Annotated in this window: 13 protein-coding genes; 5 read left to right on the top strand and 8 right to left on the bottom strand. The window is 66.5% G+C overall.

What is annotated here, in order from left to right; all coding sequences use genetic code 11:
• Together EPO55_RS08460 and EPO55_RS08455 are read right to left on the bottom strand one after the other, a co-directional pair.
• Window positions 1-976, bottom strand: a 976-nt coding sequence (locus tag EPO55_RS08460; protein ID WP_296336194.1) for a M81 family metallopeptidase, incomplete at its 3' end; no start/stop codon positions are given.
• 8 nt (window positions 977-984) lie between these two features.
• Window positions 985-1875 (bottom strand): polysaccharide deacetylase family protein, encoded by an 891-nt coding sequence (locus tag EPO55_RS08455; protein WP_296336192.1) that lies wholly within the window; start codon window positions 1873-1875, stop codon window positions 985-987.
• A gap of 99 nt (window positions 1876-1974) precedes the next feature.
• Here EPO55_RS08455 and EPO55_RS08450 point away from each other — a divergent pair, with 99 nt between their 5' ends.
• From EPO55_RS08450 to EPO55_RS08440, 3 genes are read left to right on the top strand one after another with little or no spacing between them, the layout of a single operon-like run.
• A complete protein-coding gene (locus EPO55_RS08450; protein WP_296336191.1) occupies window positions 1975-3735 on the top strand; it encodes an iron ABC transporter permease in 1761 nt (586 codons plus the stop codon).
• Between the two features lie 30 nt (window positions 3736-3765).
• The gene (locus EPO55_RS08445) at window positions 3766-4794 is read left to right on the top strand and encodes an extracellular solute-binding protein (protein ID WP_296336189.1); all 1029 of its coding nucleotides are present in this window, start codon (window positions 3766-3768) and stop codon (window positions 4792-4794) included.
• Complete coding sequence (locus EPO55_RS08440) at window positions 4791-5897, top strand: ABC transporter ATP-binding protein (protein WP_296336188.1); 1107 nt, start codon at window positions 4791-4793, stop codon at window positions 5895-5897. Before EPO55_RS08445 ends, EPO55_RS08440 begins: the two co-directional genes overlap by 4 nt.
• Here EPO55_RS08440 and EPO55_RS08435 read toward each other — a convergent pair.
• From EPO55_RS08435 to EPO55_RS08410, 6 genes are read right to left on the bottom strand one after another with little or no spacing between them, the layout of a single operon-like run.
• Window positions 5894-7081 carry an aminotransferase class V-fold PLP-dependent enzyme gene (locus tag EPO55_RS08435; RefSeq protein WP_296336187.1) on the bottom strand — a complete coding sequence of 396 codons (1188 nt, stop codon included), beginning with the start codon at window positions 7079-7081 and terminating at the stop codon, window positions 5894-5896. The two genes, EPO55_RS08440 and EPO55_RS08435, sit on opposite strands and share 4 nt — an antisense overlap.
• A 22-nt stretch (window positions 7082-7103) precedes the next feature.
• Window positions 7104-8165: a ring-opening amidohydrolase gene (locus tag EPO55_RS08430; protein ID WP_296336185.1), complete on the bottom strand. Its 1062-nt coding sequence runs from the start codon at window positions 8163-8165 to the stop codon at window positions 7104-7106.
• A gap of 1 nt (window position 8166) precedes the next feature.
• Window positions 8167-9009 carry an ABC transporter permease gene (locus EPO55_RS08425; protein ID WP_296336184.1) on the bottom strand — a complete coding sequence of 281 codons (843 nt, stop codon included), beginning with the start codon at window positions 9007-9009 and terminating at the stop codon, window positions 8167-8169.
• Between the two features lies 1 nt (window position 9010).
• Entirely contained in the window at window positions 9011-9865 is an 855-nt protein-coding gene (locus EPO55_RS08420) for an ABC transporter permease (RefSeq protein WP_296336183.1), read from the bottom strand.
• 52 nt (window positions 9866-9917) lie between these two features.
• Window positions 9918-11207, bottom strand: a complete 1290-nt coding sequence (locus tag EPO55_RS08415) for a PotD/PotF family extracellular solute-binding protein (protein ID WP_296336181.1) — start codon at window positions 11205-11207, stop codon at window positions 9918-9920.
• Between the two features lie 44 nt (window positions 11208-11251).
• Window positions 11252-12271 carry an ABC transporter ATP-binding protein gene (locus EPO55_RS08410; RefSeq protein WP_296336180.1) on the bottom strand — a complete coding sequence of 340 codons (1020 nt, stop codon included), beginning with the start codon at window positions 12269-12271 and terminating at the stop codon, window positions 11252-11254.
• Between the two features lie 121 nt (window positions 12272-12392).
• On the opposite strand from EPO55_RS08410, the gene EPO55_RS08405 reads away from it, so the two are divergent.
• Together EPO55_RS08405 and EPO55_RS08400 are read left to right on the top strand one after the other, a co-directional pair.
• Window positions 12393-14468: a hydantoinase/oxoprolinase family protein gene (locus EPO55_RS08405; protein ID WP_296336179.1), complete on the top strand. Its 2076-nt coding sequence runs from the start codon at window positions 12393-12395 to the stop codon at window positions 14466-14468.
• 10 nt (window positions 14469-14478) lie between these two features.
• Window positions 14479-16272 (top strand): hydantoinase B/oxoprolinase family protein, encoded by a 1794-nt coding sequence (locus tag EPO55_RS08400; protein ID WP_296336177.1) that lies wholly within the window; start codon window positions 14479-14481, stop codon window positions 16270-16272.
• The last annotated feature ends 37 nt before the right edge of the window (window positions 16273-16309 follow it).

Here is a 16309-nt window from a genome sequence, read left to right as displayed (position 1 = left end):
CGACCTTGTTCGCGATCAGGTGGCGCAGGATGTCGGTGTTGTCCGAGGGCGCGCCACCGCCGGCGTTGTCGGCGGGATCGGCGATCATCACCGGCAGGTCGTTGAAGGCGAGCCCCTCGCCCACCCCGGCTGCGATATCGAACGACGGCGGCGCGGTCTTGCCGCGCAAGCCCACCAGTTCCTCGCCCAGGGTGCTGGCGAGCGCGTCGGCCTTCTTCTTGTCGCCATCGGCGATCACCAACACCCTGGTGCCGATCTCGGGCACGTCGCCGTAGGGAAAGCAGTGGGCGATGGAGACCGAGAGGATGCCGTTCTTGCCCTCCATCGCCATGATGCGATCAACCAGACCGCGCATCGGCTGCAGCGTGGTGGGATAGCTCTGGATCTGCCGGCAGTCATAGACCGAGGTGACCGGCTTGATCTCGCCGCGCAGGGTGCGCAGCACCAGGTCGAGCACGTCCTCGGCGCGCTCGACCACGTCGGTGTGCGGGAACTCCTTGTAGAGCACGATGATATCGGACGCCGCGACACGCTTCATCGTGAGATGGCAGTGCGGGTCGAGTTCGACGCCGATCACGCATTTGGGGCCGACGATGGCGCGGGCCCGTTCGATGATGTCGCCTTCGACGTCGTCATAGCCATGCGCCACCATGGCGCCGTGCAGGCCGAGCAGCAGGCCGTCGACCGGCATTGCAGCCTTGAGCTGGTCCAGGATCTCGTCGCGCATGGCTTCGTAGTCGGGGCCGTTGGTGGTGCCGGCCGGACTGGCGGCAAAGCAGCTGCCCTCGATCAGCTCGAAGCCCTCCGCTTTGGCGCGCGCGCGGCCGACGAACAGCGGCGCGGTACACATGCGCGGCGCATCGGTCGGATGCTCGCCGGGCCGCAGGAATACTGATTCTCGATAGTTCTCGATGCTGGTCGGCAGTGGCGAAAAGGTGTTGGTCTCGGTGGCGAGCGTGGCGGTGAAAAGACGCATGAAGCTCCTCAGGGAATTGTGCCGGCGGGGAAAGACTCGCAGTGCCGGGCGATGGCGCCCGGCGTGGTCAGCCAGATCGCCTCGCGCCTCGCCGCGATATGCCGGAGCGCCCGCTTGAGATGCCGGAGCCGGTGCGGCTGGCCCACGAGATAGGCATGCAGCGCCACGCCCATGACCAGCGGCCGCGCCTCGGAGAGCTCCAGCATCTCGTCGAACTGATCGACGATCATGTCGGCGAACGCCTCCGCGCCCATCTTGCGCGCGACGATCGCCGGAATGTCGTTCACCTCCTGCGGATAAGGTACCGCCAGGATGCGCTTGCCGCCGCGGCAGCGGAACCAGATCGGCTGGTCGTCCATGCACCAGTCGAGGAGATAGCGGTAGCCGGCCTCGGCCAGCAGGTCGGGCGTGCGATGGCTGTGCGAGATCCACGGCCCCAGCCAGCCCTCCGGTTTCCGCCCTTCTGCTTCCGACAGGCGGGATGTCGCCTCGCCTATCAATGCGCGTTCGGCGGCCTCGTCGAGCGTTCCCTGCCGTTCGGCGTTGGTACGGCCATGGCCCACGATCTCGTCGCCGCGTGCCCGTACCGCCGCCATCAGGTCCGGCGCATAGTCGTACATCGAACTGTTCGCGAGCGCGGCCAGCGGCAGGCCCAACGCATCGAAAGCGTCGAGCATGTACCAGGCGCCGACCCGGTTACCGTAGTCGCGCCAGGCGAAGTTGAGGACGTCGGGCTGCGGTCCGCCCGGCGCCAACTCCGCGCCAAGCCCCTCGCCGAAAGAGAAGTGTTCGAGGTTCAAGGCGAAGTACACGGCCAGCCTGTGGTTGCCTGGCCAGGAATAGACCTGCCGTCCGCGCAGCGGCACATAGTCGTATCGGTCGTGGGTCGGGAGTTTCATAACCAAAGCGTAGCGTCGGATTTCACGATGGGCTACGGTCGCATAGCTAATGAAAAAGCCGCGGGGGCGACCGTCGGCATAGGGAAGGGAAGAAGCGTTTTGACGGCGACGAGTGCTGCCGATTTGCCGATATCGACCGCTGCCGCGCGTCCGCCGCGCCGGCTGGCCGCGCCTCTTTGGGTCCTGGCGCTTCTGCTCCTGCTGACGTTTCTGGTGATCTACCCGCTCTTGATGCTGGTGTTCGGAGCGCTGAGCGATTCCAATCCGGTGATCGACGGCTTCGGCAAGTTCAAGCCCTCGGCCAAGCATTTCCTCGAAGTGCTGGGCAACGAGAATGTCCATCTCGCCTTCCTCAATGCGCTCGCCGCCTGCGGCGGCGGCACCATCCTGGCGGTGGTGATCGGCCTCGCCTTCTCGTGGATCGTGGTGCGCACCAACACGCCGTTCAGGGGATTCATTGCCGGCGCCAGCCTGATCCCGCTGTTCGTGCCGCCGCTGGTCGCGGGCGTCGCCTGGGGCATCCTGGGTTCGCCCAAGACCGGCCTGCTCAATACCGCGCTGAAATGGATGAACATCGACTTCCGCTTCAACTTCTATTCGATGTCGGGTCTCATCATCGTCTTCGGCATGTATTACGCGCCCTACGTCTACATGTTCACCGCCTCGGCACTGAAGAACATGGACCCGAGCCTCGAGGAAGCCTCCGAAGTGGCCGGCGCCAGCGCCTTCACGACGATCTTCACCGTTACCTTTCCCCTGATTGCGCCCGCCATCCTGGCGGGTTCGCTGCTGTCGTTCGTGGTGATGCTGGGCATCTACGGCGTGCCGGCGGCGCTCGGTGCGCCAGCCAACATCAACGTGCTCACGACCTACATCTTCCAGCTCACGGCCTGGAGTCCGCCTCTCTACAACACCGCCGCGGCCGTCGCGATCCTGCTCATGGTCGTCACCGCGATCCTGGTCTGGGCTCAACAGCGAATTCTGTCGGGCCGCAGCTTCGCCACCGTTGCCGGCAAGGCATTCCGGCCGCGCAGCCTCAATCTCGGCAAGTGGCGCTGGTTCACCTTCAGTCTGGCCATGACCTACCTGATGATCGTGGTCGTGCTGCCGACTTTGGCGCTGGTCATCGCGGCGTTTCGCAAATTCATGTTCTTCAAGGATTTCGACGCGCTGTTCGACATGCGCCAGTACAGCTGGGCCCACTTCAACAGCGTGTTCGACAATCCACTGACCATGTTGTCGATCTGGAATACGCTGAAGGTCGGCGTCATCACGGCGGTCATCGGCGGCGTGCTGGCCTTCGCCATCGGCTACACCGTCTTCCGCACCCAGGTCGCCGGCCGCAAGTCGATCGACCTGCTCTCGACGGTACCCGTCGCCATTCCCGGCCTGGTCGTCGGCGTCGCCTATCTGTGGGCGTGGATCGGCCTGCCGGGCGGCCTTTACGGCACGATCTGGATCCTGGCGCTGGCTTTCGTGGCGCGATTCATTCCCGACACGGTGAAGGCGCTGTCGACCTCGTTCCTGCAAATCCACAAGGAACTCGAGGAGGCCGCGTGGATCTGCGGCCGCGGCCTGCTCGGCACCATCCGCACCGTCGTGCTGCCGCTGGCGCGGCCGGGCGTGGTGGCGTCAATGACGCTGCTGTTCGTGCTGGCGATCCGCGAGCTCGGGTCTTCCCTCTTCCTTTACACCAGCGACACGACCGTAATGGCCGTGCTGCTGCTCGACTACTACGAAGGCGGAAATACCGGCAAGACCGCCGCCTTCAGCCTGGTGCAAACCGCGATCCTCGCGGTCCTGCTGAGCTTCACGACCTGGCTATCGCGCGAAACGACGCAGAGCGCCCGCTTCAATTAGCGAAACGACGACAACTGGAGGAGACGAACGATGATGCGCAGGATGACGATTGTGACCGCCTTCGGCATGGCGGTCTCCCTGGCCGGGCTGCCGGTTTGGGCGCAGAACGAGTTCGGCTCCAAGGAGCTGATCGCGGCAGCCGAGAAAGAAGGCCAACTCACTTACTACACCGCCAACTTCGCCGAGACGGAGCAGGAGGTGATCAAGGAATTCAACAAGCGCTTTCCCAAGGTGAAGGTGTCCATGGTCCGCGCGCCGGGCGGCCAGCTCATCACCCGCATCAAGACCGAGGCGGCGGCCGGCAAGCTCGCGGCCGACGTGGTCGACCATTCCGATCGCGGCCTGATGAAGGAGCTGGAAGACCTCTTCCAGGACTACGCGCCGCCCAACGCCGCCGACTACCGTCCCGACGCGCTGGTGTCGCCGAAGTTCTGGCCCGGCGTCACGCTGGGCTGGGCGATCGCCTACAACACGGCGATCGTGAAGAATCCGCCCAAGACCTGGATGGATCTCACCAAGCCCGAGTACAAGGGCAAGCTGATCGGCCAGGTCGTCGCCCCGTCGGGCGGCACGACCTGGACGCGCTCGATGTTCGAGCGCCAGGTGCTGGGTGAGGACTACTGGAAGAAGCAGGCCGAACTCGGCATCGCGCTCTACCCGTCGGGTGCTCCGCTTTCCGATGCCCTGGTGCGCGGCGAAGTTTCCATCGCGCCGCTGCTCTACAACATCATCTACACCAAGATCGTCGATGGGGCGCCGGCCGAGGCGATCTTCGCGCCCGAGGGCGTTCCGATCATTCCCTATGCCGACGGCATTCCCAAGACAGCCAAGAACCCCAATGCCGCCAAGCTGTTCATGAACTGGCGCCTGTCCAAGGAAGGCCAGGCCTTCCAGATCGCCAAGCTGGGCAACATCACCTCGCTCAAGGATCCGCCGGCGTTTCCCAAGGGCTGGGACCCCAAGGTGGTCAAGGTCTGGGTGCCCAACTTCGAGCAGTTCGAGAAGCTGCGCACCCCCTGGATCGAAGAGTGGAACAAGACCTACGGCTATCGCCAGTGAGCTCCGCACTTCTCATCGAGGACCTGGTCAAGCGCTTCGCGACGGGCAAGCCTGCCGTTGACGGTGTGAGTTTCGACGTGCCGGCGGGCGAGATCGTGGTTCTGCTGGGGCCCTCGGGCTGCGGCAAGACCACGACCCTGCGCTGCGTCGCCGGTCTGGAACATCCCACGGGCGGCCGCATCTCCATCGGCGACCGCATCGTCTCGGAACCGGAGCGTGGTGTTCTGGTGAGTCCGCGCGAGCGCGACATCGGCATGGTCTTCCAGTCCTATGCCGTATGGCCGCACATGACGGTCTACCAGAACGTCGCCTATCCGCTGAAGTATCGCCGCAGCAGTGGCGGCGGCGACATTGCCGCCAAGGTGCGCGACACGCTCGAGTTGGTTGGGCTGGGCGACTATGCCCAGCGTTCGGTGACGTCGCTGTCGGGCGGCCAGATGCAGCGCGTAGCCCTGGCCCGCAGCCTCGTCTACCGGCCACAACTGCTGCTGCTCGATGAGCCGCTCTCGAACCTCGATGCCAAGCTCCGCATCCGCTTGCGCGACGAATTGCGCCGCATCCTGAAGCAGACCGGCATGACCGGTCTCTATGTCACCCACGACCAGTCCGAGGCCGTGGTGCTGGGCGACCGTATCGGCGTGATGCGCGAGGGCAAGCTGCTGCAGATGGCGCCGCCGGACGAGATCTACAACAGGCCGGCCGATCCGTTCGTCGCCAACTTCACCGGCGCCTCCAACGTGCTCCTGGGCAAGGTGCTGGCGCGCAGCGGCGACAAGGCAACCATCGATCTCGGTGCCGCCGGCCGCATCGAGGCCTGGACGCCGCAGCCACTCAGCCCCGGCGACAAGGCGCGCGTGGCGCTGCGCGCCGAGAATGTCCGCCTCGGGGAACGCGGGCCCGCCAACGCGTTCTCCGGCCGGATCACGGAGCGCCGCTACCAGGGCATGCAGACCGTCTACGACGTCGAGTTCGGCGGCCAGCGCGTGGAGGTCCTGGAACTGGGCACCGCCGCGCGCCACACCACCGACGGCGAGATCGCCCTCACCCTGCCGCCCGACCAGTGCTGGGCCTATCGCGACGAAGGCCAGGCGTCCGTCGACTAGAGGGCTGCCCGGATCGCCGCCGCGAGTGGCGCATCGTGTTCGGGCAGCAGCACCTGCGGGTCGAGCGTCAGCACGCCGCGCGCGGCATGACGCTCGGACAGATGCACCGGCGGGTCGTTGCGCTGCAGGCGTGCGCTCATGGCCAACGCGTCGGACACGGCAATCTCGAGCACCGGCACGCGCCCGGTCTGACGCGCCGGCACCAGTTTGATGTCGAGGCCGTCCAACGCCGCGGCGATCGCCTTCAACCGTGCTTCGAGGGCGGCGTTGTTGGCCGCATCGTCGGCTTTGACGAAACGGTCGAGCGCGGTCAGCAGGCCCACGATCTCCTCCTTGCCCGCCTTGAAGCCGCGACCGATACCGTGATGCGGTACGCCGCGCAGGTTGGCGCGGTCGACCATCTTCGGCGGCACCCAGGTCTCGGGCGCCACGTCCATGTCGAGTTGCTGCAGGAGCGCCGAGGCCACGAGATCGCGGCGACCGGCCAGGATGCCTGAGGCCTGCGGCCCGCCGAGCGCCTTGCCGCCGGAGAAGGCCACGAGATCGACGCCCATCGAGATGAAACGACGGAGATTCTCCTTGGGTGGCAACTGCGCCGCGGCATCGACGATCAACGGAACGCCGTTCGCCCGGCACACGGCCATGGCCGTCGGCAAGTCGACGATGCTGGTGGCATTGACTGAAAAAACCATGGCGACCACCGACGGCGTGAGCGCGGTCTCGATCTCCCAGGCTTCGAGGCCGCGCACGCCGGCGCCGGTGCCGCGGTCGTTGTGGCCGATGTCGACCAATCGCGCGCCAGAGGCCGCCAGTGCATGGGCGTAGCCTGTGCGGTGCGTACGCGGGATCAGGATGTCGCGCGGGAAAGCGTCGGCATGCGGGAGCGCCGCCATCTTGGCCACGTCCCAGCGCGCGATCGACGCGGCCGCGGCCAGGGTGAGCGCCGCCGCGGCGCCCGTGGTCACGAGGCCCGCCTCCGCGCCGGTGGCCTCGGCAATCCGGCTGCTCGCCGCGTCCTGCAATTCGCCGATGTCGACGGAAGCCCGCGACGCCGCCGCCATCGCCGCCATCACCTCAGGCGCCATCACGGCGCCGCCCAGCCGCGTCAGCGCGCCGGCGGCATTGATGCGGCGACGAACGCCGAGACTTTCATAGGGATTCGATGGGGGATCCGATGGGCTCATCGGATGAGCTTAGCCCAGCCGATCAAACCCGCCCAATGATCGCGACCGGGCCGCCGCCAGCCGGCCCCTGGTGCTCGGCGCCGCCGGAGACATAGAGCATCGTGTCGCCGATCACGCCGGCCAGCACGCCGCCCACCAGGGCGCGGGCATGGCGGGTCGAATGGATGTCGCTGTCATCGAGCATTGTGTGGCGCCGGCCGCGGATCTCACCCGAGGGCGACGCTTCGGCCTTGGCGAGCACGGCGACGGTCGCGCCGCCGATCCCGGCCAGCACGCGCCGCGCGGCTTCGGCATCGATCGCGTCCTTCATCACGTCATGACCGATCACGAGATCGCCGGCCCAGCCGGGCGCATTACCCAGAACGACAATCTCGTTGCGCAGCAGTTCCACACCGGCCGAGGTGCTGGCGACGCTGGAGTAGAGCGACCAGTCGCGGCAGATCGCCTGCTCCGGCACGTCCTTCACCTCGTCCAGTGCCAGGGCAACGCCCAGCGCCGACGCACCGCGCGAAACGGCCATCGAGTGATAGGTATCGTCGGTCGCGACGGTCTCGCCGCGCCCGAGCGCCTCCTCGATGCGCCCCTTGGTAAGAAGTGGACATTTAATCTGCACGAAGTGAACGTCCGACGGCGAGACGATACCGGCGTCCATCATGGCCAGCTTGACCGCCGCGGCGGTCTCCTCGACTTGCGGCGTGCGGCCGATTTCCTCGGGCCTGAAGGCGCGCGTGAGACCGATGCCGATGGCCAGCCGCGGCCCGGACGACACCGCGGTCACGGCCTCGCGGCAGAACACCAGCAGGTGCGGCGACAATCCACCCTCGGTGCCGCCCGACATCACGATGGCGACCCGCTTCTCGATCTCGGCCGGAGCGCACTTCAGCCGCTCGGCCAGCAGGAGCTTCAGCGCCAGAGTGGCGTAGCCTCGCGTGAAATCGTTGACGCAGCCGTTGCCCTCGGTCTTGCCGACGATGGCGACGATGGTCGCGGGATCGACCTCGCCGGCATCGATGGCGGCGCCCAGGGCGGCCGCATCGCCCGGGCCGGCCGTCGCCAGGCGCAGGACCCGGGCGCGGCGGGTCACGTCAGGCGGCCTTGCCGGCGTCACTGCCGTGGCGGGCGCGGCGGCGCCGCAGCCACGTCACCGACACCAAGGCAATGGCGATCACGGCGAAGGACACGCCCGTGGTCACGGTACCCAATGCATAGAGCACTGGCGTCGTGACATTCGTGGTCATGCCGTAGATCTCGAGCGGCAGGGTGTTGAAAGTGCCGGCTGTATAGAGGCTGCGCGCGAACTCGTCGTAGCTCAATGTGAAACCGAACAGGCCGACGCCGATCAGGCTCGGCAGCAGGATCGGGATGACGACGTGCCGGATCGTCTGCCATGAGGTGGCGCCCAAGTCGCGCGACGCTTCTTCGTAGCGCCGGTCGAAGCGGTTGAAGACCGCGAACATGATCAGGAGCCCGAATGGCAGGGTCCAGGTCAGGTGGGCGCCGAAGGCCGAGGTGTACCAGGCCGGGTCCCAGCCCAGCACACGGAACAGGAGGCCGATGCCGAGGCTGATCAGGATCGACGGCACGATCAGGCTGGCGATGGCGAGATAGAAAACGACGCCGGAGCCGCGAAACCGTGTACGGAAGGCAAGGCCGGCCGAGAAGGAGGCGACCACCGTCACCAGCATGGTCGCGGCGCCCAGGATCATCGAGCGCTGCAGCGAGCCTGCAAAGTCGCCCACCATCTGCTTCTCGAACAGGTTCTTGAACCAATGCAGCGAGACGCCGTTCATCGGGAAGGTGAGACCGCCCGAGGGACCCTGGAACGACAGGATGAGGATGGTCAGCGTCGGGCCGTAGAGGAACAGCACGAACAGGCAGAAGAAGGCGCCGAGGAGCCAGAAAGAGAGGCCGCGCTTGCCGTGCTGCACGTCACAGCTCCTTGCGGATATCGACCATGCGCATCATGGCGGCGACGATGAACAGCACCAGCAGCAGCAAGATGACCGCATTGGCGGCCGCCGCGGGATACTGCAGCAGCGACATGGCATTGGCCATCATGAGCCCCACCGAGGCGCTGAGGCCGCCGCTCATCATGCGCACGGTGACGAAGTCGCCCATGACGATGGTGACGACGAAGATCGAGCCGATGGCGATGCCGGGCTTGCACAGCGGCAGGATGACATTGAGCAGCGTCTGCCAGCCCGACGCGCCGGCATCGCGCGCCGCCTCGAGCAGGCTGCGGTCGATGCGCATCATCGAGTTGAAGATCGGCACCACCATGAACAGCGTGTAGAGGTGGACATAGGCCAGCACGACCGCGAAGTCCGAGTAGAGCAGGAATTCCAGCGGCTGTTTTATCAGGCCCATGTTCATCAGCGTCGTGTTGGCGAGCCCGTTGCGCCCGAGGAACGGGATCCACGAGATCATGCGGATCACGTTGGAGGTCCAGAACGGGATGGTGCAGAGCAGGAACAGCACCGTCTGCACCGTGGGCGAGCGCACGTAGAAGGCCACGAAGTAGGCGACGGTGAAACCGATCACCAGGGTGAGCGCCCAGGTGATGAGGGCGAACTCGACCGTCTGCAGGTAGGTCCGCCAGGTCACGGGCGAAAGCAGCAGCTCCTCGTAGTTCTGCAGCAGGAATGCCGGGATGATCTGCGTCGTGTTGTAGTCGAAGAAGCTCACCACCACGATCGTGGCGATCGGCACGATGAGAAACAGCAGGAACACCAGCGCGAGCGGTGCGACCTGCAGGTAGGTGACCCAGAGCTTTGCGCGGGACATCGAAGGACGGGGCGCCGCTGTCGCGGCGCCACTCCTCAGTGCTTGGCTTCGATCAGGCGGCGATGAACTGGTTCCACTTCTGAACCATGTAGCGGTCCTCATCCATCACCGCGTTCCAGCAGGCGACGGCGCCCATGCGTTCATAGAACGAGCCGCCGTCGCGCACGGCGCCCTTCTTTTCCACCACCACGCCCTGCGGGTTCTTGATGTCGCCCTGGGCGGGCTTGCCTTCCATCCAGAATCCCCATTCGTCGGCGCTCATGTTGGCCTTGGCGGTGTCGAGCACCGCCGAGTAGTAACCTTGGCGGTTGAGGAACGCGCCAACCCAACCCGACAGGTACCAGTTGATGTACTCGTAGGCCGCATCGAGCTGCGCACCCTGCAGATGCTTGGCCAGCGCGATGCCGCCGCCCCAGGCGCGGTAGCCTTCCTTGAGTGGCTGATAGACACAGGGCACGCCCTTGGCGCGCACCGCCGACACCGCCGGAGACCACATCGACTGGATCACGACCTCGCCCGAGGTCATAAGGTTGACCGACTCGTCGAAGGTCTTCCAGAAGGCTCGGAACTGGCCTTCCTTCTTGGTCTTGATCAGGAAATCGATGGTCTTGTCGATCTCCGCCTTGGTCATGTTGCCCTTGTCGCCGTACTTCACGATGCCGGCCGACTCGCAGATCATCGCGGCATCCATGATGCCGATCGAGGGAATGTTCAGGATCGACGTCTTGCCCTTGAACTTGGGATCGAGGATGTCCTTCCAGTTCTCGATCTTGCGGCCGACCAGGTCGGGCCGGATGCCAAGCGTGTCGGCGTTGTAGATCGTGGGGATCATCGTGAACCAGCCGGTCTGACCCTTGGCGAACTTGGTCGAGCCTGGCCCTTCGACGAAGCTCACCGTGTTCGGCGCCGTGCCCTGGGCGATGACGCTGTCGGGCTTCAGCTTGCCGGTCGTGAAGATCGGCACGATCTTGTCGAAGTACTTGATCTTCTTGACGTCCATCGCCTGCAGCGTGTTCGCCGGAAAGACCTTCTTGCACATCCAGTATTCGATGTCGCCGATGTCGAACGAGTTCGGTTGCGTCACCACGCGCTGCACGACGGCATCCGAATCGAGCGCCGTCATCTGGAGCGTGAAGCCGAGGTCGGCCTTGCACTTCTCGGCGATCTCGTTGATCGCCGACACGCCGGTGCCGCACTGGCGCAGCACGATGTTCTTGGTGTTCTGCGCCCAGATCACCGGGAAGCCGGTGATCGCCCCGCTGCCCATGGCCACGCCTGCAGCACCCGCGGCACCCTTCAGCATCCTGCGGCGGCCGATGCCGCCCTTCATCTTGCGAGCCATCTCGTTCTCCTCCTCAGTCAATGGCGGCGCGGGGCCGCCTCCCCTCAATGTCCGAGGGCGTGCACGTCCTCGGGCTTCCACGACAGAACCACGGGTTGGCCGGGCGCCACCGGCGACGCGTCGAAGCGCGCCTCCGACACCACGGCCGACAAAGTCTCCAGGCCGGCCACGTCGATGCCGACCTGCACGGTCGAGCCGAGATACTCGACGGACCGCGCCACACCCTGGAGCGACGAGGCGCCGATCTCGGCCGCGCCGCCCGCCTGCACCGTCATGCGGTCGGCGCGGATGGCGACCAGCGGCGAACTGCCGGGGCCGCGCGCCACCGCCGCCGGCAGCACGTTGTGCCCACCGATGAATTTCGCCACGAACGACGAGGCCGGGCGGTTGAAGACCTCGCGCGCGGTGCCGGCCTGTTCGATCCGGCCGCGGTTCATCACCACCACGAGGTCGGCCAGCGCCATTGCCTCGTCCTGGCTGTGCGTGACATGGATGAAGCTGATGCCAAGCCGGGTCTGCAGCGTCTTCAGCTCCTCGCGCATTTTGATGCGCAGGAACGGATCGAGCGCCGACAAGGGCTCGTCGAGCAACAGCACCTGCGGATCGGTGATGAGCGCCCGCGCCAGCGCCACACGCTGCTGCTGGCCGCCCGAGAGCTGGGCCGGCAGGCGGCTGGCGTAGGGCTCCATCTGGACACGCCCCAACATCTCGCGGGCCCGCGCGCGCCGGGTGTCCTTGTCGACACCACGCATTTTCAGGCTGAAGGCCACGTTGTCGGTGCAGTCGAGATGCGGAAACAGGGCGTAGCTCTGGAACATCATGGCCGTGCCGCGCGCCGCCGGGGCCGCGTGGGTGATGTTCTCGGTGCCCAGGATGACGTCGCCCTCGCTCGCCTCCTCGTGGCCCGCCATCATGCGCAAGGTCGTGGTCTTGCCGCAGCCCGAGGGCCCCAGCAGGCAGCAGTAGGTGCCGGCCGGAATGCGCAGGTTGATGGCATCGACCGCGACGGCCTCGCCATAGCGCTTGGTCAGGGCAACGAGTTCAATATCTGGCTGCTTTGCCATGTCAGCAGGGAAGCAAGCCCCATGCCAGCACTGTAGAATTGCCTGGGGACAGAGGGCCGGACGGCCAAGGGTTGGCGCGGCTCTTGCTCGTTCTCCGCCAACGGATAGCGGGAGGCGGTTCATGCGATTGATCGGCGTCGATGTCGGCGGGACGTTCACCGACCTGGTCTATGCCGATACCGAAGCCGGCCGGACCGCCGTCCACAAGATCTCGACCACACCGGACGATCCCTCGCGCGGCGTCGTGCAGGGCCTCATGGCGCTCTGCGACAAGTATGGGATCCCGCGCGAGACCATCGACACGGTGTTCCACGGCACCACCATCGCCACCAACGCCATCCTCGAGCACGACGGTGCCGTCACCGGCATGATCACCACCGGCGGCTATCGCGACATCCTGCACATCGGCCGTCACCAGCGGCCGCAGCACTACTCGATCATGCAGGACATCCCCTGGCAGGACCGCCCGCTGGTCAAGCGCCGCCACCGCAAGACCGTGACGGAACGTCTGGTGCCGCCCAAGGGCGAGGTGCTGGAGGCGCTCGACGAGGAAGGCGTGCGCCAGGCCGTGCGCGAATTGAAGGAAGCCGGCGTCGAAGCCATCGCCATCTGCTTCCTTTTCTCCTACCTCGATGCCGCCCACGAGGCGCGCGCCATGGAAATCGTGCGCGAGGAATATCCGGCCTGCTTCGCCACCACCTCTTCTTCGGTGTCGCCGCAGTTCCGCGAGTTCGAGCGCTTCACCACCACGGCGATGAACGCCTTTGTCGGCCCCAAGGTGCGCAACTACGTGACGCGCCTCGAATCGGAGATCGAGGCCTCGGGCTTCAAGGCCGATCTCCGCATCATGGCCTCGAACGGCGGCGTGGCGACGCCCGCCATGGTGGCCGAGCGGCCGGTGCTCACGCTCCTGTCAGGGCCGGCGGCGGGCGTGATCGGCGGCGACTGGGCCGGCGGCCTCTCGGGCCGGCGCAATCTCATCACCTTCGACGTCGGCGGCACCTCGGCCGATATCGGGATCGTGACCGAGGGCGGCTTCGGCGAGGCCACCGCGCGCGATACCTGGATCGCGGGCTTCCCGGTGATGGTGCCGATGATCGACGTGCATACGATCGGCGCCGGCGGCGGCTCGATCGCCCACGTCGACCAGGCCGGTGCCTTCAAGGTCGGCCCGCGCTCGGCCGGCGCCGTGCCCGGCCCCGCCGCCTACGGCCGCGGCGGCACGCGCGCCACCGTCACCGACGCCAACGTCGTGCTGGGCCGCCTCGACGGCGGCAACTTTCTGGGCGGCGGCATGTCGCTCGACGAGGTCGCCGCGCGCCGCGTGATCGGCGAGCTGGCGCGCGAGTTGGGCCTCTCCGACCGCGAGGCGGCGGAGGGCGTGATCACCGTCATCAACGCCAACATGGCCAACGCCATCCGGTCGCGCACGGTCCAGAAAGGCATCGATCCGCGCAACTACACGCTGGTGGCGTTCGGCGGTGCGGGGCCGCTGCATGGCGCCGAAGTAGCCGAGATGCTGGGCGTCACCGAAGTGATCGTGCCGCCGCATCCCGGCATCACCTCCGCGGTGGGCCTCCTGATCAGCGACCTGCGCTACGACGCCATCCGCACCTCCTTCCAGGTCTCGGGAGCCGCCGACCTTGCGCGCATCAACGCCGACTTCGCGGCGATGGCGAAGGAACTGGCCGGCCGCTTCACCTCCGACGGCATCGATCTCGCTAAGGTCACCTTCGAGCGGCGCGGCGATCTCCGTTACGTGGGCCAAGGCTATGAGCTCCGCGTGCCCTTCCCCGACGGCACGCTCGAGGCCGCCACGCTCGCGGTGGCCTTCGAGGCTTTCCACGAGATCCACAAGCGCGAGTACGGCCATCACTTCGCCGACTCGGCCATCGAGATCGTGAACCTGCGGCTGGTAGGCGCCGCAAGTGCTGCCAAGATCGCCAAACCCACGGCCGGCACGGCGAAGTCGGTGGCAGCGGCGCTCCTGCGCAGCGGCATATGCACCTTCCGCGTCGGCCCCAAGCTCGCCGACTATCCCACCGGCTTCTACCGCCGCGAGCTGCTGCCGATCGGCGAGCGCGTGCCAGGCCCCGCCATCATCCTGCAGATGGATTCGACCACCGTCGTGCCGCCGCACTACACCTTCGAGGCCGATGCCGCCGGCAACCTGATCGTCCGCAAAGCCGACGCCTGAGGAGATCGTCATGAGTACAGCCCATCGTCGCCAGCCTGGCCTGAAACCCGACCGCATCGACCCGATCACCAGCAGCGTGATCCAGGGCGCGCTCGAGAATATCGCGGTCGAGATGGGTTATAAATTGATGCGGATGAGCTACTCCTCGATCATCCGCGAGTCGGAGGATTTTGGCGCAGCACTTGTTGACGCTGAAGGACGAGGCCTGGCCGAATCGGCACAATCGACGCCACTGCAGTCCGGCCCGATCCCGGGCTACGTGCGCGGTATCCAGCGGATCCTGGCCGAACGCGGCGACGTCATCCGTCCCGGCGACGTCATCATACACAACGACGCCTACTCGGGCGCGAGCCACGGCCCCGACGTCGCCTTCATCGTGCCGGTGTTCGTACAAGGCCGGCTGATCGCCTATGCCGCGACCACGGCGCATCATCTCGACATCGGTGCGCTGTCGCCCGGCTCCTGCGGCATCGTCGAGGCGATCGACGCCTATGCCGAGGGCCTGCAGTTCAAGGCGATCAAGGTCTACGACCGCGGCGTCAGGAACGACATGGTGTGGCAGATCGTGCGCGACAATATCCGTGCGTCGGACCTCGTGGTCGGCGACATGGATGCCCAGATCGCCGCCGCCCGCATCGGCGCCGACCGCATGGTCGAGCTGGTCGAGCGCTACGGGCTCGAGACTTTCGAGCTCGCCTGCACGGCGTTGATGGATCACGCGGAGCGGCTGATGCGCCAGGCGATCGCCAGGCTGCCCGACGGCATCTACCGCGCCGAGACGGCGATCGACGGCTATCTCGACAGCGACGATCCGACGAAGAAGGAACTGCCGATCGTCGTCACCATCATCAAGAAAGACGATTCGCTTATCGTCGACCTCACGGGCACCGCGCCGCAGGTCCCGGACCGGCCGATCAACATGCCGCTCGAAGGCACCGCCGATATCGCCATCTGGCTCACCATCCGCTCGGTGCTGCTCGATACCGAGATCCACGGCCACATCCCGGTGAACGCGGGCCTGATCCGGCCGATCACCATCATCGCGCCCAAGGGATGCCTGGCCAACCCGACCTTCCCCGCCCCCACCATCGCCCGCTTCTGTCCCGGCAACCAGCTCGCCGACACGGTGATGAAGGCGCTGTCGCTCGCCATGCCCGGCAACGTCTCGGCCGGCATCGGCAATCTCAAGGTCATCGCCTTCTCCGGCCTCAAGGACGAGACGCACTGGGTGCATATGGAGATCTTCGAGGGCTCCTACGGCGGGCGCCTCGGCAAGGACGGCATGGATGCCGTCGACACGCTCTATGCCAACACGCGCAACAACCCGATCGAGGACATCGAGACCCACCTGCCGCTCCGCGTGCTGCGCTACGAACTGCGCGAGGACGTGAGCGGCGCCGGCAAGTGGCGCGGCGGCCTGGGATCGGTGCGCGAGTTCACGTTCCTTTCGGACGGCGGCGCCTCGGTCGAGGGCGAAGGCCATCGCTACCGGCCCTGGGGGTTCCTCGGCGGCAGCGAAGGCATGCCGGCCAAGCTCGATCTCATGATGCCCGGCAAGCCCGACCGCGCGCTCCCCTCCAAGGTGCCGCACATGAACATCGCTACCGGCGGCCGTTTCGTCTGCTACGGCCCCGCTGGCGGCGGCTACGGCAACCCGCTGGAGCGCGACCCGGCCAAGGTCGCCGACGACGTGCTGGACGAGGTCATCTCGGTCGAGACGGCGCTTCGGGACTACGGCGTCGTCGTCTCGGCCAAGGGCGTTGTCGACGAGCCCGCGACCACGGGGGCGCGCGCCAGCCGTTAGCCTTCGGGGACTTGACCCTTCGTCCAATATACTGGAC

It is taken from the genome of Reyranella sp. (assembly GCF_004296935.1).
In the GTDB taxonomy this organism is placed as follows: domain Bacteria; phylum Pseudomonadota; class Alphaproteobacteria; order Reyranellales; family Reyranellaceae; genus Reyranella.
This window is presented reverse-complemented; position numbering and strand designations above follow the sequence as displayed.

Excerpts from the sequence above, each read along its gene's own strand:
- EPO55_RS08455 (WP_296336192.1), bottom strand. The coding sequence starts at position 1,875 with ATGAAACTCCCGACCCACGACCGATACGACTATGTGCCGCTGCGCGGA.
- EPO55_RS08445 (WP_296336189.1), top strand. The coding sequence starts at position 3,766 with ATGATGCGCAGGATGACGATTGTGACCGCCTTCGGCATGGCGGTCTCC.
- EPO55_RS08435 (WP_296336187.1), bottom strand. The coding sequence starts at position 7,081 with ATGAGCCCATCGGATCCCCCATCGAATCCCTATGAAAGTCTCGGCGTT.
- EPO55_RS08420 (WP_296336183.1), bottom strand. The coding sequence starts at position 9,865 with ATGTCCCGCGCAAAGCTCTGGGTCACCTACCTGCAGGTCGCACCGCTC.
- EPO55_RS08415 (WP_296336181.1), bottom strand. The coding sequence starts at position 11,207 with ATGGCTCGCAAGATGAAGGGCGGCATCGGCCGCCGCAGGATGCTGAAG.
- EPO55_RS08410 (WP_296336180.1), bottom strand. The coding sequence starts at position 12,271 with ATGGCAAAGCAGCCAGATATTGAACTCGTTGCCCTGACCAAGCGCTAT.
- EPO55_RS08405 (WP_296336179.1), top strand. The coding sequence starts at position 12,393 with ATGCGATTGATCGGCGTCGATGTCGGCGGGACGTTCACCGACCTGGTC.
- EPO55_RS08400 (WP_296336177.1), top strand. The coding sequence starts at position 14,479 with ATGAGTACAGCCCATCGTCGCCAGCCTGGCCTGAAACCCGACCGCATC.